The organism is Pseudomonas sp. B21-017 (assembly GCF_024749245.1).
GTDB lineage: Bacteria > Pseudomonadota > Gammaproteobacteria > Pseudomonadales > Pseudomonadaceae > Aquipseudomonas.
The window spans coordinates 2,446,896-2,466,485 of record NZ_CP087194.1 but is presented as its reverse complement, the minus strand read 5'-3'; the positions used below and the strand labels follow the sequence as shown (position 1 = coordinate 2,466,485).

At 59.9% G+C, this 19,590-nt stretch carries 12 protein-coding genes; 9 read left to right on the top strand and 3 right to left on the bottom strand.

Going from position 1 to position 19,590, the window contains the following annotated elements:
- Positions 1-17: 17 nt before the first annotated feature.
- Together metH and LOY28_RS11230 are read left to right on the top strand one after the other, a co-directional pair.
- A complete protein-coding gene (gene metH, locus LOY28_RS11235) occupies positions 18-3,728 on the top strand; it encodes a methionine synthase (RefSeq protein ID WP_258613842.1) in 3,711 nt (1,236 codons plus the stop codon).
- Positions 3,729-3,911: 183 nt separating this feature from the next.
- Positions 3,912-4,142, top strand: coding sequence for a DUF2970 domain-containing protein (locus tag LOY28_RS11230; protein ID WP_258613839.1), 231 nt, complete (start codon positions 3,912-3,914; stop codon positions 4,140-4,142).
- 6 nt (positions 4,143-4,148) lie between these two features.
- On the opposite strand, the gene LOY28_RS11225 is transcribed toward LOY28_RS11230, so the two are convergent.
- Entirely contained in the window at positions 4,149-5,234 is a 1,086-nt protein-coding gene (locus LOY28_RS11225) for an ABC transporter substrate-binding protein (protein ID WP_111453873.1), read from the bottom strand.
- A gap of 522 nt (positions 5,235-5,756) precedes the next feature.
- Here LOY28_RS11225 and LOY28_RS11220 point away from each other — a divergent pair.
- Both LOY28_RS11220 and LOY28_RS11215 read left to right on the top strand, forming a co-directional pair.
- Positions 5,757-7,415 carry a nitrite/sulfite reductase gene (locus tag LOY28_RS11220; protein WP_258613836.1) on the top strand — a complete coding sequence of 553 codons (1,659 nt, stop codon included), beginning with the start codon at positions 5,757-5,759 and terminating at the stop codon, positions 7,413-7,415.
- Positions 7,399-7,893 (top strand): DUF934 domain-containing protein, encoded by a 495-nt coding sequence (locus LOY28_RS11215; RefSeq protein ID WP_018927639.1) that lies wholly within the window; start codon positions 7,399-7,401, stop codon positions 7,891-7,893. Before LOY28_RS11220 ends, LOY28_RS11215 begins: the two co-directional genes overlap by 17 nt.
- A 42-nt stretch (positions 7,894-7,935) precedes the next feature.
- On the opposite strand, the gene LOY28_RS11210 is transcribed toward LOY28_RS11215, so the two are convergent.
- Together LOY28_RS11210 and sohB are read right to left on the bottom strand one after the other, a co-directional pair.
- Positions 7,936-11,766 carry a dermonecrotic toxin domain-containing protein gene (locus LOY28_RS11210; protein ID WP_258613834.1) on the bottom strand — a complete coding sequence of 1,277 codons (3,831 nt, stop codon included), beginning with the start codon at positions 11,764-11,766 and terminating at the stop codon, positions 7,936-7,938.
- Between the two features lie 189 nt (positions 11,767-11,955).
- On the bottom strand, positions 11,956-12,978 hold the full coding sequence (gene sohB, locus LOY28_RS11205; RefSeq protein ID WP_018927637.1) for a protease SohB: 1,023 nt from the start codon (positions 12,976-12,978) through the stop codon (positions 11,956-11,958).
- Between the two features lie 330 nt (positions 12,979-13,308).
- Between sohB and LOY28_RS11200 the strand changes: the two genes are divergently transcribed.
- From LOY28_RS11200 to LOY28_RS11180, 5 genes are all read left to right on the top strand, one after another.
- Positions 13,309-14,019 (top strand): histidine phosphatase family protein, encoded by a 711-nt coding sequence (locus LOY28_RS11200; protein WP_018927636.1) that lies wholly within the window; start codon positions 13,309-13,311, stop codon positions 14,017-14,019.
- Positions 14,020-14,083: 64 nt separating this feature from the next.
- Complete coding sequence (locus tag LOY28_RS11195; protein ID WP_007941766.1) at positions 14,084-14,398, top strand: SCP2 sterol-binding domain-containing protein; 315 nt, start codon at positions 14,084-14,086, stop codon at positions 14,396-14,398.
- Between the two features lie 305 nt (positions 14,399-14,703).
- The gene (locus LOY28_RS11190) at positions 14,704-16,551 is read left to right on the top strand and encodes an amidohydrolase (protein ID WP_064621239.1); all 1,848 of its coding nucleotides are present in this window, start codon (positions 14,704-14,706) and stop codon (positions 16,549-16,551) included.
- A gap of 198 nt (positions 16,552-16,749) precedes the next feature.
- A complete protein-coding gene (locus LOY28_RS11185; protein WP_258613831.1) occupies positions 16,750-18,468 on the top strand; it encodes a hydrogenase maturation protein in 1,719 nt (572 codons plus the stop codon).
- Positions 18,469-18,625: 157 nt separating this feature from the next.
- Positions 18,626-19,489, top strand: a complete 864-nt coding sequence (locus LOY28_RS11180; RefSeq protein WP_007941771.1) for a LysR family transcriptional regulator — start codon at positions 18,626-18,628, stop codon at positions 19,487-19,489.
- Positions 19,490-19,590 lie beyond the last annotated feature (101 nt).

Genomic DNA, 19,590 nt, shown 5'->3' with positions numbered 1-19,590 from the left:
CTTACCGAGTAGTCCAAATGTCCGATCGCAGCGTTCGCCTTCAAGCTCTCAAGCACGCCCTCAAAGAGCGCATCCTGATTCTCGACGGCGGCATGGGGACAATGATCCAGAGCTACAAGCTCGAGGAACAGGATTACCGTGGCAAACGCTTCGCCGACTGGCCGAGCGATGTCAAAGGTAACAACGACCTGTTGGTGCTGACCCGCCCGGATGTGATCGGCTCTATTGAAAAAGCCTACCTGGATGCCGGCGCCGACATTCTGGAAACCAACACCTTCAACGCCACCCAGGTGTCCCAGGCCGACTACGGCATGCAAGGCCTGGCGTACGAACTCAACGTAGAAGGCGCACGCCTGGCGCGCAAGGTGGCGGACGCCAAGACCCTGGAAACCCCGGACAAGCCGCGTTTCGTCGCCGGGGTGCTCGGCCCTACAAGTCGTACCTGCTCGCTGTCGCCCGACGTGAACAACCCCGGCTACCGCAACGTGACCTTCGATGAACTGGTGGAGAACTACACCGAGGCCACCAAAGGCCTGATCGAAGGCGGCGCCGACCTGATCCTGATCGAAACCATTTTCGACACCCTCAACGCCAAAGCGGCGATCTTCGCCGTGCAAGGGGTTTACGAAGAGCTGGGCGTCGAGCTGCCGATCATGATTTCCGGCACCATCACCGATGCCTCTGGCCGCACCCTCTCCGGCCAGACCACCGAAGCGTTCTGGAACTCCGTGGCCCACGCCAAGCCGATTTCCGTCGGCCTGAACTGCGCCCTCGGCGCCCGTGAATTGCGCCCATACCTGGAAGAGCTGTCGAACAAGGCCAGCACCCACGTGTCGGCGCACCCGAACGCCGGCCTGCCGAACGAGTTCGGCGAGTACGACGAACTGCCGGCCCAAACCGCCAAGGTCATCGAAGAGTTCGCCCAAAGTGGCTTCCTCAACATCGTCGGCGGCTGCTGCGGCACCACACCGGGCCACATCGAAGCCATCGCCAAAGCGGTCGCCGGTTACGCCCCGCGTGAAATTCCGGACATCCCCAAGGCTTGCCGCTTGTCGGGCCTGGAACCGTTCACCATCGATCGCAGCTCTTTGTTCGTCAACGTCGGCGAGCGGACCAACATCACCGGTTCCGCCAAGTTCGCCCGCCTGATCCGTGAAGACAACTACACCGAGGCCCTGGAAGTCGCCCTGCAGCAGGTCGAAGCCGGCGCCCAGGTGATCGACATCAACATGGACGAAGGGATGCTCGATTCGAAGAAGGCCATGGTGACCTTCCTCAATCTGATTGCCGGCGAACCGGACATCTCCCGCGTCCCGATCATGATCGACTCCTCCAAGTGGGAAGTAATCGAAGCCGGCCTCAAGTGCATCCAGGGCAAGGGCATCGTCAACTCCATCAGCATGAAGGAAGGTGTCGAGCAGTTCATTCATCACGCCAAACTGTGCAAACGCTACGGCGCCGCGGTGGTGGTGATGGCCTTCGATGAAGCCGGCCAGGCCGACACCGAAGCGCGCAAGAAAGAAATCTGCAAACGTTCCTACGACATTCTGGTCAACGAAGTCGGCTTCCCGCCGGAAGACATCATCTTCGACCCGAACATCTTCGCCGTGGCCACCGGTATCGAAGAACACAACAACTACGCTGTGGACTTCATCAACGCCTGTGCCTACATCCGCGACGAACTGCCCTACGCCCTGAGCTCCGGCGGTGTGTCCAACGTGTCGTTCTCGTTCCGTGGCAACAACCCGGTGCGCGAGGCGATTCACTCGGTGTTCCTGCTGTATGCAATCCGCAACGGCCTGACCATGGGCATCGTCAACGCCGGCCAACTGGAGATCTACGACCAGATCCCGGTGGAGCTGCGCGACGCCGTTGAAGACGTGATCCTCAACCGTACTCCGGAAGGCACCGACGCCCTCCTCGCCATCGCCGACAAGTACAAGGGCGACGGCAGCGTCAAGGAAGCCGAGACCGAAGAGTGGCGCAACTGGGACGTCAACAAGCGTCTGGAGCATGCGCTGGTCAAGGGCATCACCACGCACATTGTTGAAGATACTGAAGAATCGCGGTTGTCGTTCGCGCGCCCGATCGAAGTCATCGAAGGCCCGTTGATGGCCGGCATGAACATCGTCGGCGACCTGTTCGGCGCCGGCAAAATGTTCCTGCCGCAAGTGGTGAAGTCCGCCCGCGTGATGAAGCAGGCCGTGGCCCACCTGATCCCGTTCATCGAACTGGAAAAAGGCGACAAGCCGGAGGCCAAGGGCAAGATCCTCATGGCCACCGTCAAGGGTGACGTGCACGACATCGGCAAGAACATCGTCGGCGTGGTGCTGGGCTGTAACGGCTACGACATCGTCGACCTCGGCGTGATGGTGCCGGCGGAGAAGATCCTGCAAGTCGCCAAAGACGAGAAATGCGACATCATCGGCCTGTCCGGCCTGATCACGCCTTCGCTGGACGAAATGGTTCACGTGGCCCGCGAGATGCAGCGTCAGGACTTCCACCTGCCGCTGATGATCGGTGGCGCGACCACCTCCAAGGCGCACACGGCAGTGAAGATCGAGCCCAAGTACAGCAACGACGCGGTGATCTACGTCACCGACGCCTCCCGCGCCGTGGGCGTGGCGACGCAGTTGCTGTCCAAGGAGCTGAAAGCCGGTTTCGTCGAGAAGACCCGCCTGGAATACATCGACGTTCGCGAGCGCACCGCCAACCGCAGCGCCCGCACCGAGCGCCTGAGCTACCCGGCGGCCATCGCCAAGAAACCGCAGTTCGACTGGGCCAACTATGAGCCGGTCAAACCGACGTTCACCGGCGCCAAGGTGCTGGACAACATCGACCTGAAGGTTTTGGCCGAATACATCGACTGGACACCGTTCTTCATCTCCTGGGACCTGGCCGGCAAGTTCCCGCGCATCCTGCAGGATGAAGTGGTCGGTGAAGCCGCCACCGCGCTGTACGCCGATGCCCAGGAAATGCTTGCCAAGTTGATCGACGAGAAGCTGATCAGCGCCCGTGCGGTGTTCGGTTTCTGGCCGGCCAACCAGGTGCGCGACGATGACATCGAAGTCTACGGCGATGACGGCAAGCCATTGGCCAAGCTGCATCACTTACGCCAGCAGATCATCAAGACCGACGGTAAGCCGAACTTCTCCCTGGCCGACTTCGTCGCGCCGAAGGACAGCGGCGTGACCGACTACGTGGGTGGTTTCATCACCACCGCCGGGATTGGCGCCGAAGAAGTGGCCAAGGCCTATCAGGAAGCGGGCGACGACTACAACTCGATCATGGTCAAGGCGTTGGCCGACCGTCTGGCCGAGGCGTGCGCCGAGTGGCTGCACCAGCAAGTGCGTAAAGACTACTGGGGCTACGCCAAGGACGAGACGCTGGACAACGAGGCGCTGATCAAAGAGCAATACACCGGCATCCGCCCTGCTCCGGGCTACCCGGCGTGCCCGGATCACACCGAGAAAGCCACGCTGTTCAAGCTGCTGGACCCGGAAGCGGAAGAGCTCAAGGCCGGCCGCAGCGGCGTATTCCTCACCGAGCACTACGCGATGTTCCCGGCGGCGGCGGTCAGCGGCTGGTACTTCGCTCACCCACAGGCGCAGTATTTCGCCGTGGGCAAGATCGACAAGGATCAGGTGCAGAGCTACACCTCGCGCAAAGGCCAGGAGTTGAGCGTGACCGAGCGCTGGCTGGCGCCTAACCTGGGTTACGACAACTAACCCCTTCCCCTGTGGGAGATTCTTTGTGGCGAGGGAGCTTGCTCCCGTTGGACTGCGTAGCAGTCCCATTTTTTGGGGCCGCTTCGCGACCCAACGGGAGCAAGCTCCCTCGCCACAACGGCTCCCACAGAGTTCGAGTCTGTTGTCTATGCTTGCCTCATACACATTCGTGACGGGGGATTTATGGACAATCCAGTCGACAACAATAATCACAACAAGCCGCCGACCTTCTGGCAGATGCTGCACAGCGTCATGGCGGCGGCGTTCGGGGTGCAGAGCGGGAAAAACCGGGCCCGGGACTTCACCCATGGCAAGCCCAGTCATTTTGTGATTCTGGGGATTCTATTCACGGTGGTGTTCGCCCTGACGCTGTTCGGCATCGTCAAACTGGTGTTGCACCTGGCCGGAATCTGAGCCGGCTCAATGCATCAGGGTTTGCAGGCTGAACGGGTAGCGGTACGACGTCGGCCGCCCCTTGGCCGAGAGCTTTTGAAAATCCACGTCGTAATCCTGAGTGGCGCTCAAGCCCAGCAGTCGCCGGGCTTGCGCGTGGTCGATCAACTGCAATAAGGGAATCTGTCGGTCGCGCCCGCCGTACTGGCTGACATCCACCCCCTGATCGTAGTCATGCAACTGCACAAGAGCCCAGCCGCCCAGAGTGAAGTGCCCGCCCAACAACACGCTTAGCCGCCCTTCCAACAGCGCCTGCAACGCGGCCGGTGAATTGTTGATGGCACTGAACAGCACACCCTTGCCCGGCTGGCCTCCCGTTTCGGCGTATGCCTGCATGGCACCGAACGCCATTTCATCGTTGGCCGACCAGACCAGCGATGTTTGCGGGTAACGCTTGAACAATAACCTGGCCTGTTCATAGGCGCGCTCGCGGGTCCAGCCTCCGTACACCAACTGGCGCAACCGCACTTCGGGGTGTTCGGCCAATGCCCGCATCATGCCCTGCTCACGCTCTTGCGCGGCCGGCGTGATTTTCAGGCCGGAAAAGGCCACCAGTTCAATGACCTCACCGGGTGCTACCGGGCCATGCAGGCGAATCAGTTCCTTGAGCATCAGGTAGCCGCCCTCCTCATTGTTGGGCACCAGGCTACCCAACCAGTCGGGATACTTGTCCGGCTGGGCGCCGAGCAGACGCATCTGGTCGGCGGTCAGGCCGTTGTTGACCAAAAACAGCTTCACACCGCTGCCTTGAGCCAGGCGCAGGATTTCGGGGGCGACATACAGTTCGTTGGAGAACACCAGATAGTCCGGCCGACTCGGCCCTTGCAGCGCTTCGCGGGCCTGTTTGAGTGTGGTCTCGGCGTTTCGCTCGGCATACTGGATTTGCAAATCCATGCCCAAGTTCTTGGCCGCGGTCTGCATGAACTGCGAGTAACTGACCCAGAACGTCTCTTGGCTGGTCCCGGGATTGAGGAACAATACGGACGCCGCCTGGGCACACGGCCCCAGCACCGCGCCAAGCGCCAGCACTACACCATAGAAGAACTTCAACATTGATCGTCCGAGCCCCCGAAAATCCGCCGCGCATTATAGCCAGCGAAGTCCCTGGAAACGGCGCATATTCCGGCTTTTTGTCCAACAATCGTCGGCGCCGGGCCCGGACGGGGTCGTTTATTGATGGCTGACCCAGAATACCGCCGTACCCACGACCAGGATGATCAGGAACAGAATCGCCCAGGCATCGACCGTGCTATCGCTTTTCCTTGCTTTGGTTGGGTTGCTCATTGCATCGCCTCTTGTCGGTTTTATCGGTGATTGCATAAAGACTCGAGCACAGTTAAGACGATGATTGCCCGCACGACAAATGAGGGTTTTATCACAACGACTTTCATTAGTCGTTTTGGTTCTTTGCATATACTCAAACATCACTTTTGCGCATAACTGCAAACTGGTATCTTGCGTCGGCTCCGTTGGGAGTGCGCGGCCGTGCGCGCAGAATTGCCGAGGCAGAATCGGATGAAAGCTTGCGAAAACGCAGCTGTATCCGACCGGCCCAAGCCTGAGAACAGGACTTATATGTACGTATACGACGAGTACGATCAGCGGATCATCGAGGACCGCGTCAAGCAGTTCCGTGATCAGACCCGACGCTATCTGGCAGGCGAGCTGAGCGAAGAAGAATTCCGCCCCCTGCGCCTGCAAAATGGCCTTTATATCCAGCGCTTTGCCCCGATGCTGCGGGTGGCGGTGCCTTACGGCCAACTCACTTCGCGCCAGACGCGAATGATGGCCAAGATTGCCCGCGACTATGACAAGGGCTACGCCCACATCAGTACCCGGCAGAACGTGCAGTTCAACTGGCCGGCCGTGGAAGACATCCCGGACATCCTGGCTGAGCTGGCGACCGTGCAGATGCACGCGATCCAGACCAGCGGCAACTGCCTGCGCAACGTCACCACCGATCAGTTCGCCGGTGTCGCCGCCGACGAGTTGATCGACCCGCGGCCATGGTGCGAAATCGTCCGTCAGTGGACCACGTTCCACCCGGAATTCGCTTACCTGCCGCGTAAATTCAAAATTGCCATCAACGGTTCGACGTCCGACCGTGCGGCCATCGAAGTCCATGACATCGGCCTCGAGCCGGTGCACAACGCCGCGGGCGAACTGGGCTTCCGTGTGCTGGTCGGTGGCGGCCTGGGCCGTACTCCGGTGGTGGGCGCGTTCATCAACGAATTCCTGCCGTGGCAGGACCTGTTGAGCTACCTCGACGCCATTCTGCGGGTCTACAACCGCTACGGCCGTCGCGACAACAAGTACAAGGCGCGGATCAAGATTCTGGTCAAGGCCCTGACGCCTGAAGTGTTCGCGCAGAAAGTCGATGCGGAAATGGAACACCTTCGCGGTGGCCAGACCACGCTGACCGAGGCCGAAGTGCATCGCGTGGCCAAGCACTTTGTCGATCCGGACTACAAGTCCCTGGACAATCAGACGGCCGAACTGGCCGACCTCGACAAACAACACCCGGGCTTCGCCCGCTGGCGTGCCCGCAACACCCTGGCCCACAAAAAGCCGGGTTACGTCGCCGTGACGCTGTCCCTGAAACCGACCGGCGTTGCACCGGGCGACATCACCGACAAGCAGCTCGATGCCGTTGCCGACCTCGCCGACCGTTACAGCTTCGGTCAGCTGCGCACCTCCCACGAGCAGAACATCATTCTGGCCGATGTCGAGCAGAGCCAGTTGTTCGCCATGTGGGGCGAGTTGCGCGAGCAAGGTTTCGCCACGCCGAACATCGGCTTGCTGACTGACATCATCTGCTGCCCTGGCGGCGACTTCTGTTCCCTGGCCAACGCCAAGTCGATCCCGATCGCCGAATCGATCCAGCGCCGTTTCGACGACCTGGACTACCTGTTCGACATTGGCGAGCTGGACCTGAACATCTCCGGCTGCATGAACGCCTGTGGTCACCACCACGTCGGCCACATCGGTATTCTCGGAGTGGACAAGAAAGGCGAAGAGTTCTATCAGGTGTCCCTGGGTGGCAGCGCCAGCCGCGATGCGAGCCTGGGCAAGATCCTCGGCCCTTCCTTCGCCCAGGAAGCCATGCCTGATGTGATCGAGAAGCTGATCGACGTGTACATCGAACAACGTACCGAAGACGAGCGCTTCATCGACACTTATCAGCGTATCGGCATCGACCTCTTCAAGGAGCGCGTCTATGCAGCGAATAATTAAGAACAACGAAGTCGTCGACGAAACCTGGCACTTGCTGCCGAAAGATTTCAACATCGATGAAATCAGCAACTGCGACGACCTGATCGTCCCGTTGCACATGTGGCGCGAACACAGCCGCATGCTCATGGCCCGCGATGGCGGCCTGGGTGTGTGGCTGGATGCCGATGAAGAAGCTGAAGAAATCGGTGATGACGTGGCGAACTTCCAGGTCATCGCCCTGAACTTCCCGGCCTTCACCGATGGTCGCAACTACTCCAACGCCCGTCTGCTGCGTGACCGCTATGGTTTCAAAGGCGAACTGCGGGCAATTGGCGATGTGCTGCGCGACCAGTTGTTCTACATGCACCGCTGCGGTTTCGATGCGTTTGCCATTCGCGCCGATAAAGACCCCTACGAAGCCCTTGAAGGCCTCAAGGACTTCTCGGTGACCTATCAGGCCGCCACCGACGAACCGCTGCCGCTGTTCCGTCGCCGTTGATCGTCACACCTTGAACCCCTTGCGGGGTTCAAGGTTTTTCCCTTACTGCGTGCCTATCGGAAACGGTCGCCCCATGGCCTCCCAGTTCCGATAAAACCGGGCACGGTCCTCAAGTGCCGTGAACAGCTCAAACGGGTTTTCAGGATCGACCTCGGCCGATTCAATATCCTGGACCAGTCTTTCCCAAAGCGCTTGCGAAGCATCGGCTTCACCGAGCAGTCGCCACACCCTCGCCTGAAGCGGCAGATAATCGACCCGGAAGTCCGCCGTCAGGCTCAGTCCATCCATTACCCTCAAGAACCGGGCGCCAAGGGGCCTGGCTGCCAGCCTCTGCCAGATCAATCGTCGCGTCGCTTGCAACTCCCCATCGCCTTCGCGCAACCACTCGATGACATTCCCGTAATTAACCCCGGGATCACTTAACCACAGGTTGATACCCGTTCGCCGCCGATGATCGACAATGCGCAACAAGGTGTCCTCATCCGTCAATGGATTGCCCTGCAGCAGCACACGGTCCCTCGAGATAGCCTGGTTCAGCACTGCTGGCGGCACTCGGGTTATCTGGTTATTACGCAGGTCCAATGACGTCAGATAGGGCTGCTCCATGATTCCGACTGGGCAACCAGTGATCCCGGTGTTGCTCAGGTTCAGCCAGCGCAAGTCGTGCATTCCGAGCACCAAAGGCGGGACGCCCAGCGGGTTGTTGCTCAGGTCCAGCGTCTGCAAGTGTGTCAACCCGGTCAATTGAGAGGCGGCGCGCTCATTGAACGTCAGATTCGTCGACCTCAGATTCAGCGAAGAGAGACGCGCCATCTGGTTGATCGAAGGAGGCAGTGCACACTCCGCAAGGCCGCCATGGTTGAAGTGACTCAGGTCGACATTTTCCAGGTTCAGCACTTCAAGATTTGGAAAACACTCGAGAAATCCGTTCAGACTTTCTTCTTCAGTCAGGTGAAAGCCGCGCATCGATAACTCGAGAATATTATTGAACCGGACATTCAACGTGGGTAACCGGTGATAATTCTCGAAGTCGAGATCCAGCCTGACGCCGCGTATCTGATCAGCAGGCAGTAACGGATCCAGCAGCGCCCTGCGTCGTTGCCAGATGGAGACCAGCTCCTCGGCCAACTCATTTCGAATCGCTCGCTCCTGTTGCATTTCGGTCTGCACCAACTGAACGTTATAGGCCTCGATTTGTGCAGCGCTCAATCCCGCTGCTTCGGGATCATTCGGGGCCAGGAAATCGATAACCATGTCATGAATGTCATCCGCCACCTGATCTACCCAGGCGGTCAGGTCGATGTCGAGTTGCTGCAGCTGTTGCTTCAACCACTCAATGTGCGCCTGCGCGTTTACACCTTCGCGTTGAAGAACCGCATCTGCCTGGGCATCGGTGAAGTCTGGATAGACCTCTTTGAGTTGCAGCCTCATCATCTGGTGCGTCAGCGCCTCGGCCTGGGGCGTTCCCGGAAAACCGCCGCCGCTGAGCCCGTGGGCATCGAATGGCAACCCACCGTCCATTCTTTGCAGCCCGAGTATCACCTGTGATCGGGGCAACGCCTGGTTGCTGATGACGAGTCGTAGTTCGTCGACTGAACCAGGCGACGTCAGGAGCAGCGCTGAACGGTCGTCGTCCGTCAACACACCGAGAAGCGCCGTATAAAAGTCTGTTGGCGAGGCCTGATGCAGATAGTGCTGTCCGACTCTGACCAAGCGCCGGACCTCCGTGGCATCCTGCGCGCCGATGCGGTCCAGCACTCGCCCCGCGACGGATTGATCAAGGACATCGATCCGCAGGTTCCGCGGCCAGCCCGGCAGGTTTTGCAGCGAGTGCAAGGCCAGGATGTCCGAGTCCGGGCTCGCCACCGAACGCAGATAAAGTCCTTCATAAGCGCGATTGAGCCGCACATGCTGCTGGTACTGCCGCGCCTTGCTGTCCAGACGCGTGAACACTTGCCTGACCTCGGTCACATCGGGGGCTTGCTGGATATCCACGCCATAGCGGTCGAGCATTTGTTCGATGGCACCTTTGGGCAGCATCGGGTATTGCTGCTGAAACAGCCGCACCCACTCATGTTCCGACTGTTGAAGTGCGGCGTAACGCCTGTTGAATTGCTCAGGCGTGCCGGCCGCCCCCAGATCCTGATCGATCTTGAAGCGACTGATCGTATCCGTCAGTAAAGGCGTTGGTGGACGCCCCGTTTGCATCAGTCGCAGCATGTCATCGTCAATCACACTGACCTTGCCGATCTGTGCCAGGACTTCATCGCTGAAAGACGCCACAGTCGGGCCGATTCCGCGGATCAGCTCCACGCGGGAGGACAGTACGGAAACCGGTGGCTCGGGCGTCGGGGCAACGGCGATTTGCGAAGACGGACGTACTGACTCGACAGCCGCTTCATCCTTCAGCGCCGCTTGTGCGCCGATCGGCAGCGCATTAAGCAAACCGAACACGGTGCGCGACACGCCCTCCGACCGTTCACGTGGTGTCTCACCGTTTACTGCCTGATCAAGACCGTAACCGGCGTCAATAAGCCCGGCCAGCGCCAATATGCCTTCGCCTCCCGGGACGAACAACGCCAATGGCCCGAACCGGTTGATCCATTGCACCACCGGTTCGACCACCGCACTTAAATTGTCACGATTGACCTGTGCATCGGTACGAATGCTTTCGATGCTGGCGTGGGCGGCCTGCTTCATCGTCAGCACCAGTTGCGCAAACGGATCGGTCGCCGATGGCGGATTGTCGTAGCCAATGTAATCGGCGGGGTCCCAGTAGCCGTCGTTATTGAAAAAACCGGCGTTGTTGGTCAGCCGATGCATCGCGGGGTACTGCGCCATGCCGTCCAATGCCGTCAGCACCCCCGCATGAAACGTACCGTCCTCGCGATCATCTTCGGCAAAATGGGCGGCCAATGCCTGTTTTGTCTCGCTGAGTTTGCCCTGCGCGACGACCCATTGGTGCAGTTGAGTGGCATCGGTGAATTCGTGCAGCGGGGAAGAGTTGCCTGGGATGTACAGCAGCACTCGGGTACTGGCAGTGTCACGGAACGCCCAGATATCTGTTGCGGTGTAACGGTATAGCTTCAAACGGCCGGCCCTGATGGACAAAGGGGTGCGCGTCGCCGCTTGCAGTTGTTCGATGGTCAGCGTTTCCCATGCCTGACCGGGCGGCAAGCCAGCCGCCTCCATCGCGAGCTCAAGTCCTTTTTTCGACAGGCAGCGCTCCTTGAACTGCAACCAGGCCGTCATCACAAACGCTGCCTTGACCGATGTCCTCAAGGCGTACGGGCCGGACGCAGTGAGCACCTCGTCAGAGGGCCAGACCTTTTCAAGATAGGTCTCGTACACGTGCTTGAAGTCCAGCTCCCAGACCCATTTCTTGAAATCGGCCGGCCTCAGCTTCAGTTGTGAGGCGGGACCGTAAGTCTGCGGCGTCGTTTGCCGATAGATGCCTTCGTAGGTGTCGTGATTGCCGCTGCCGTAATCAGCGAACTCGTCGACATGCTCGACAATCCGCACCGTCGGGCCGACGTCCGGCGGTGTGTACAGACCAAAGGCGGTTTCAGCAAAACGGCCGTCCCCAACCGTCTGGTAATTTGAAAGCAGCGCTTGCAGCAGCGACCGCGAGTTCGCCACCTGGCCCTGCTGGAAACCGTTCTCTTCAGGGTGGCCCTTGTAGTGGTAATCGAGGGTGACCATCAAGGTCGTCTGCGGGTCGATGTCCTGCCCCCATTTTTCCTTGATCAGGTGTGCGCCCAACTGGCCGGGGGTTTGGGGGAGAGCGATGTCCAGTGCAGCTTTCAGTTCGTCGCGCATTCGCAACGATGGGGCTGGATGAGGTGCGGCAACGTGGTGAAGGAGCTCATTCATGGTGCAATCCATTGCAGTCAATTCAGGCCAGTCACCCTACCCCACCTGACTCCACACGAAAGCGCGACCGATCGACAATGGCATTAGGAAAATTCGTTATTTCTTGAGGGTGAGTGGACACCTTCTGAAGGTCAAAAAAAAACCGTGGGCAATCCACGGTTTTTTTACTGACGGTGATGCCTGGTACGGTTACCAGAAGCGTTGCTGGGTCAACCGGCTCCACCAGCTCAGCAATACGCGATCGATCGAACCGCTGGCCGCCATGCCGATGCGCTCCTGCAGGGTTTTACGTTCGGCGTAATGCAAATGATAGAGCTCGGACTGTTTAGCGCGCTCAGCGAGGTATTCGTCGCTGGTCTTGAGCTCGTCCACCAGTTGCTTGTCGAGTGCCGAAACACCGAGCCAGATTTCACCGGTGGCCACTTCGTCGATAGCCAGTTGCGGGCGATAGCGGGAAACGAAGTTCTTGAACAGCTGATGGGTGATGTCCAGCTCTTCCTGGAATTTCTCCCGGCCCTTCTCGGTGTTTTCGCCAAACACTGTCAGGGTGCGCTTGTACTCACCAGCCGTGAGCACTTCGAAGTCGATGTCATGCTTTTTCAGCAGGCGATTGACGTTGGGCAACTGCGCCACCACGCCGATCGAGCCTAGAATCGCGAACGGTGCGCTGATAATTTTCTCGCCGATGCACGCCATCATGTAGCCGCCGCTGGCCGCGACCTTGTCGATGCACACGGTCAACGGCACGCCGGCCTCGCGAATGCGCGCCAGTTGCGAAGATGCCAGGCCATAGCTGTGAACCATGCCGCCGCCGCTTTCCAGGCGCAGCACCACTTCATCCTTTGGCGTGGCGAGGGTCAGCAGCGCGGTGATTTCGTGGCGCAGGCTTTCAGTAGCCGACGCCTTGATGTCACCGTCGAAATCCAGCACGAACACCCGCGGCTTGGCCTCGGGCTTCTTCTTTTGCTTTTTCTCGGTTTTAGCCTGGGATTTGCGCAAAGCCTTGAGCTGGTCCTTGTCGAGCAAGGTCTGCTCCAGGCGTTCGCGCAGCCCTTTGTAGAAATCATTGAGTTTGCTGACTTGCAGTTGGCCGGTCGACTTACGCCGACCTTTGCTGCGCAACGCCGCAAAACTGGCCAGGACCACCAGAATGGCGATCACCAGTGTCACGGTTTTAGCCAGGAAACTGGCGTACTCGGACAAAAACTCCACAGAGACTCCTTCAACACGATGCGCGGCATGAACACGCGCGGGATACCTTCAGCATACCCATGAGCCGGCCCGGCGACCAGTCGTGAAACCTCGAGTGTCCTGTCTCACAAATACTGTTCCCTTTTTACGGCGTCCATTGCCGTCATGCTGCGTTGCCGCTCCTCGCCTGACGACAACAGCCACTCGTCAAAAGAGAAACGTATTTGTGAGACAGGACACTACCAACAGGCCTGTAACGGGCATTTCAAACAAGCGTATGTTTTTTCATTGACAGCTCACCGTCATCCTCATAACCTCGCCAAACCTTCAACGTACCGGGATGACGCGGACGTGGGCAGCATCTATTTGATTCGACATGGCCAGGCCTCCTTTGGTGCAGACGACTATGACGTTCTGTCGCCGACCGGTATTCGCCAGGCAGAAGTCCTTGGCCGGCACCTGGCCGAGCTTGGTGTGAGCTTCGATCGCTGCCTGTCGGGCGACCTGCGCCGTCAGCAACACACGGCCACCAGCGCGCTGGAACAGTACGCCACCGTCGGTTTGCCGGTGCCGCCCCTGGAAATCGATTCGGCCTTCAACGAGTTCGACGCCGACGCGGTGATCCGCGCCCTGCTGCCGGCCATGCTGGAAGACGAGCCCGAGGCGCTGGAGATCCTGCGCAACGCCGCGCAAAACCGTGCCGAGTTCCAACGCATCTTCGCCCTGATTATCGAGCGCTGGCTCGCCGGTACCTATGACACACCGGGCCTGGAAAGCTGGCTGGGCTTCGTCGATCGTGTGCAGGCTGGCCTGCAGCGGCTGCTCGAACATGCCGACAACACCCAGAAAATCGCCGTGTTCACCTCCGGCGGCACCATCACTGCCCTGCTCCACCTTATTACGCAAATGCCTGCCCGGCAGGCCTTTGAGCTGAACTGGCAAATCGTCAACACCTCGCTCAACCTGCTCAAGTTTCGTGGTCGCGAGGTGGCCCTGGCTTCCTTCAACAGTCATACACACCTGCAACTGCTGAAGGCCCCGGAACTCATCACGTTTCGCTGATTCCGGACTATTGTGACCCTGGCTGTATTCACCCAGCTCTTATTACCCAAGAAAGGATCGAACCATGACCTCCGTAGCTGATGCCGTACAAGCAATGAAAGCCAAGTTCAACCCAGCCGCTGCTGCCGGTCTGGACCTGGTATTCGGTTTCCGCATCGACGACACCAAGAACTTCTCGTTGATCGTCAAAGACGGCACCTGCGAGCTGCAAGAAGGCGAAAACCCGGACGCCCAGGTGACTCTGGTGATGGACGGCGAAACCCTGGAAGGCATCGTCGACGGTTCGACCGACGGCATGCAAGCGTTCATGGGCGGCAAGCTGCGCGCTGAAGGCGACATGATGCTGGCCATGAAACTGTCCGAGCTGTTCCCAGGCTAAGACGACGGCTCCCGCTCTCGGGAGCCTCTCTGGCTGCATGCGAATCCCGCCCCTCGTGGCGGGATTCGTCGTTTTTCACCCTCGGAAAACGGCTATCTGTGGATATGCCGTCTATATTCCTTCTGGCCGCATGCGTCAGACATCGGCTGTTTGCCCTCGCTTCTTTTATGAAGAACTGTGTGGAGAGCACTGCCATGAGCCCACCTGACGAGCACAATGACTTCAGTCGCCGCCGTGTACTGCAAGGTCTTTCGGCAGGCGCCATCGGTGCCTGGATCAGTCCGCTAACCGCAGGGAGTAAAACCATGCCCGACACCCCCGCCGACCTGATTCTGTACAACGGACGCCTGCACACCGTCGACCGCAAGAAACCCCAGGCCAGCGCCGTCGCGATCAAGGACGGGCATTTTGTGGTGGTCGGCAGCGATGCCCAGGCCATGGCCCTGCAAGGCCCCGGTACGCAAATCGTTGACCTGCATGGGCGCACGGTGATTCCCGGCCTCAACGACTCCCACTTGCACCTGATTCGTGGCGGCCTCAATTACAACCTCGAACTGCGCTGGGAAGGCGTGCCGTCCCTGGCTGATGCGTTGCGCATGCTCAAGGATCAGGCCGACCGCACCCCTACCCCGCAATGGGTGCGGGTGGTCGGTGGCTGGAACGAGTTCCAGTTTGCCGAAAAACGCATGCCGACCCTTGAAGATCTGAACAAAGCCGCGCCGGACACTCCGGTATTCGTCCTGCACCTCTACGACCGCGCCCTGCTCAACCGTGCCGCACTGAAAGTGGTCGGCTACACCCGTGACACGCCGAACCCACCGGGCGGCGAGATCCAGCGCGATGCCAATGGCGACCCCACCGGCATGCTGATCGCCCGCCCGAATGCGATGATCCTCTACTCAACCCTGGCCAAAGGGCCGAAGCTGCCGCTGGAGTATCAGGTCAACTCGACCCGCCAGTTCATGCGCGAACTCAATCGACTGGGCATCACCAGCGCCATCGATGCCGGCGGCGGTTATCAGAATTACCCGGACGACTATCAAGTCATCCAGCAACTGGCCAAAGATCAACAGCTCACGGTGCGCATTGCCTACAACCTGTTCACCCAGAAACCCAAGGAAGAACTGACCGACTTCAAGAACTGGACCAGCACTTCCCATTACGGCCAGGGCGATGACTTCCTGCGGCACAACGGCGCCGGCGAGATGCTGGTGTTCTCGGCAGCGGATTTCGAAGACTTCCTCGAACCACGCCCCGACCTGCCGCAAACCATGGAGCAGGAACTGGAACCGGTGGTGCGCCATCTGGTGGAACAGCGCTGGCCCTTCCGCCTGCACGCCACCTACAACGAATCCATCAGCCGCATGCTCGACGTGTTCGAGAAGGTCAACCGGGATATTCCGTTCAACGGTTTGCCGTGGTTCTTCGATCACGCCGAAACCATCACCCCCCGGAACATCGAACGGGTCAAGGCCCTGGGTGGCGGCATCGCCATTCAGGACCGCATGGCGTTCCAGGGTGAATACTTCGTCGACCGTTACGGCGCCAAGGCGGCCGAAGCCACGCCACCGATCGCACGCATGCTCGCCGAGGGCGTTCCAGTGGGCGCCGGCACCGATGCCACGCGCGTCTCCAGCTACAACCCCTGGACATCGCTGTACTGGCTGGTCAGCGGTCGCACCGTCGGCGGGCTGGCGCTCTACCCGCAAGGCTTGAGCCGCGATACCGCACTGGAACTGTTCACCCACGGCAGCGCCTGGTTCTCCTCCGAACAGGGCAAGAAAGGTCAGATCAAAGTCGGGCAACTGGCGGACCTGATTGCGCTGTCGGCAGATTACTTTCACATCGAAGACGAAGCCATAAAGTGGATCGAGTCGGTGCTGACCATTGTCGACGGCAAGATCGTCCACGGTAGCGTCGAGTTTGAAAAACTGGGGCCACCGCCAATCCCGGTGGTGCCTGAGTGGTCGCCCGTGGTGAATGTACCGGGGCACTGGAAACCCCTGGCGCCAATGACCGCGCAAGTGCACCAGTGTGTGGGCGCTTGCGCGGTGCATGCCCATAGCCATGAACGAGCGCGATTGTCGTCGGCGCCGGTCAGTGACTTTCAAGGGTTCTGGGGGGCGTTTGGCTGTTCGTGTTTTGCGTTTTGAAAAGAGAAAAGATCGTCCGAAGGCGCGGGACGCGTTCGGACGATCTTTTGATTTTGAGCCTCTGCAACACTCGCTGACACAAGCTTGATCTCGATCAGTTGCCCTCCCCCCCACACTCTCTACTATCGCTCTTCCATCGAAGGCCAAGGACGGCTCATCGGGAGCCTGCGGCCGATCATTCTCAAGGAAGAGTCAATCATGCGGTCATTGAAAATCATTCTGCTGGCATCGGCGTTCAACGGCCTGACCCAGCGGGCCTGGCTGGACTTGCGTCAGGCCGGCCACTCGCCCAGCGTGGTGCTGTTCACCGATGAAGAGGCAGTGTGCGAGCAGATCGAGCATTCCGGCGCCGATCTGGTGATCTGCCCGTTCCTCAAGGATCGGGTGCCACAACAACTGTGGAGCAATCTCCAGCGTCCTGTAGTGATCATTCATCCGGGTATCGTCGGCGACCGTGGCGCCAGTGCGCTGGACTGGGCGATCACCCGTGAACTCAGCCGTTGGGGCGTGACCGCGTTGCAAGCGGTGGAGGAAATGGACGCCGGGCCGGTCTGGGCCACTTGTGAATTCAACCTGCCCCAGGGTCTGCGCAAATCCGAGTTGTACAACGGGCGCGTCAGCGACGCGGCAATCACCTGTATCCGCGAAGTCGTGGAAAAGTTTATCGACGGTTTCGAGCCAGTGCCTTTGGACTACAGCCAACGCCATGTGATTGGCCGCTTGCAGCCGAACATGAAGCAAGCTGACCGGATCTTCAGCTGGCACGACAGCGCACACTTCATCAAACGCAGCATCGACGCCGCCGACGGTCAGCCCGGCGTATTGGCCAGCCTGGCCGGCGGTCAGTATTACCTGTATGACGCTCATCTGGATTCGCGCAGCGGCACGCCGGGAGAGATTCTCGCGGTGCACGACGATGCGGTGCTGGTCGCGACCGGTGATCACAGCCTGTGGATCGGTTCGCTGCGACGCAAACCCCGGCCCGGCGAAGAAACCTTCAAGCGTCCGGCCCGGCATGTACTCGCCGAACAGCTTGCGCACGTCCCGACCCTTGATTGGTCGATCGCCTCTCAGCCGTTTAACAACGAAAGCTATCAACCGATCCGCTATCGCGAGTCGGGGCATGTCGGCGAGCTGACCTTCGAGTTTTACAACGGCGCCATGAGCACCGAACAGTGCCAACGACTGGTGGAGGCCCTGCGCTGGGCCAAGTCCCGGGACACCCAAGTGCTGCTGATCAAGGGTGGACGCGGCAGTTTCTCCAACGGCGTGCACCTCAACGTGATCCAGGCCGCAGCGGTTCCGGGGCTGGAAGCCTGGGCCAATATTCAGGCGATCGACGACGTCTGCCAGGAACTGCTCAGCGCCCGGCAACTGGTGGTCAGCGGCCTGACCGGCAATGCCGGGGCCGGTGGCGTGATGCTGGCGCTGGCTGCCGATATTGTTTTCGCCCGCTCCGACATCGTGCTCAACCCCCATTACAAAACCATGGGCCTGTACGGCTCCGAATACTGGACCTACAGCCTGCCCCGCGCCGTCGGCCCGGCGATGGCGGAAAAACTCACCGAAGACTGCCTGCCGATCAGCGCCCTCCAGGCCTTGCAGTTAGGCATGGTCCAGGAAATCGGTCCGCGCTGCCCGGATGAGTTTGGTCTTTGGTTATTGCAGCGTGCCAATGGTGCGTTGAGTGATCCGGCGTACCAGGCGATACGTGAGCGCAAAAGTCAGCTCGATCCTCAACTGATGCAGCACTGCCGTAATGCCGAGCTGGAAGAAATGCATCAGGACATGGTGCAAAACCGTAAACAGTTCGCCGAGAAGAGCAAAAATTTTGTGCTTAAGCGCAAGGCGTGTGGCACGCCGCAGCGGTTGGTAGCCGATTGGGCGGTGGTGAGGGAGGTTGAGTTGGCGGACTGATTGTTTGGCACGGGTGATCAGGCCGGACAGTGAACTCTGTGGCGAGGGAGCTTGGGGCCGCTTCGCGCCCCAGCGGGAGCAAGCTCCCTCGCCACAGACGGTATCGGAAGACCATGGCTGCTCTTACAATGCCCGCACCTCCCACATCGGCCTGCCCATGGACATCGACCTCGCCCGTACCTTTCTGGAAATCGTCCGCCACGGCAGCCTGGCCGCGGCGGCTGAAAAGCTGCACGTCACCCAGACCGCGATCACTGCCCGGGTGCAGAAGCTCGAAAGTCAGCTGGGCAGCACGCTGTTTGTGCGCAATCGCGCCGGCGCGCGCCTGACGCCGAACGGCGAGGCCTTTGTGGTTTACGCCAATCAACTGGTGCAGACCTGGGAAGCCGCACGCCGGGACTTGCCGCTGCCCGAGGGCTACCGCGACGTGCTGCACATCGGTGGCGAGGTCAGCCTGTGCAACCCGTTGATGCTCAGTTGGGCCGGGGAACTGCGCGAGAAGATTCCCAGCCACGCCCTGCGCATGGAAATCCGCGATGGCGAAAACCTGCTGCGCCAACTGGAATTGGGGGTGTTGGATGCGGCGCTGGTCTATCAGCCCGAATACTGGCCACGCCTGCAAGTCGAGCAGGTGCTGGAAGAAAAACTGATTCTGGTACGCTTGGCCGGAAAACCCGATCCTTACGTGTATATCGACTGGGGCCCGGATTTCCGTCGCCAGCACGATGCGGCGCTGCCGGAAAAAGCCAAGGCAGCCCTGAGCTTCAACCTCGGTCCGCTGGCCTTGCAATACATCCTGGAAAACGGCGGCAGCGGCTATTTCCGCACTCGGGTGGTCCAGAGTTACCTGGAAAACGGCTTGCTGGAACAAGTGCCCAAAGCTCCGGAGTTCAGCTACCCGACCTATCTGGTTTACTCCCGGGACCGCGATTCGGCGACCCTGCAACGGGCGTTCGACCTGCTGCGGGAAGTGATCAAGACGGACGACGACTGGTCCCAGCGCTGGAACCCGCTGACCTGACGCCAAACAGACGTCCTGCACCGGAGCATGGCGCTTGTGTCCTCAAGGTTCGGCCTGCCTGTGCGGCGGGATCGGCTAATCTGCTGGTTATAACAATAACC

Bases quoted from the DNA above. Each gene is read 5' to 3' on its own strand.
- LOY28_RS11190 (WP_064621239.1), top strand. From the start codon at position 14,704: ATGCCCGACACCCCCGCCGACCTGATTCTGTACAACGGACGCCTGCAC.
- LOY28_RS11195 (WP_007941766.1), top strand. From the start codon at position 14,084: ATGACCTCCGTAGCTGATGCCGTACAAGCAATGAAAGCCAAGTTCAAC.
- LOY28_RS11180 (WP_007941771.1), top strand. From the start codon at position 18,626: ATGGACATCGACCTCGCCCGTACCTTTCTGGAAATCGTCCGCCACGGC.
- LOY28_RS11185 (WP_258613831.1), top strand. From the start codon at position 16,750: ATGCGGTCATTGAAAATCATTCTGCTGGCATCGGCGTTCAACGGCCTG.
- metH (WP_258613842.1), top strand. From the start codon at position 18: ATGTCCGATCGCAGCGTTCGCCTTCAAGCTCTCAAGCACGCCCTCAAA.
- LOY28_RS11225 (WP_111453873.1), bottom strand. From the start codon at position 5,234: ATGTTGAAGTTCTTCTATGGTGTAGTGCTGGCGCTTGGCGCGGTGCTG.
- LOY28_RS11210 (WP_258613834.1), bottom strand. From the start codon at position 11,766: ATGAATGAGCTCCTTCACCACGTTGCCGCACCTCATCCAGCCCCATCG.
- LOY28_RS11215 (WP_018927639.1), top strand. From the start codon at position 7,399: ATGCAGCGAATAATTAAGAACAACGAAGTCGTCGACGAAACCTGGCAC.
- LOY28_RS11220 (WP_258613836.1), top strand. From the start codon at position 5,757: ATGTACGTATACGACGAGTACGATCAGCGGATCATCGAGGACCGCGTC.
- LOY28_RS11230 (WP_258613839.1), top strand. From the start codon at position 3,912: ATGGACAATCCAGTCGACAACAATAATCACAACAAGCCGCCGACCTTC.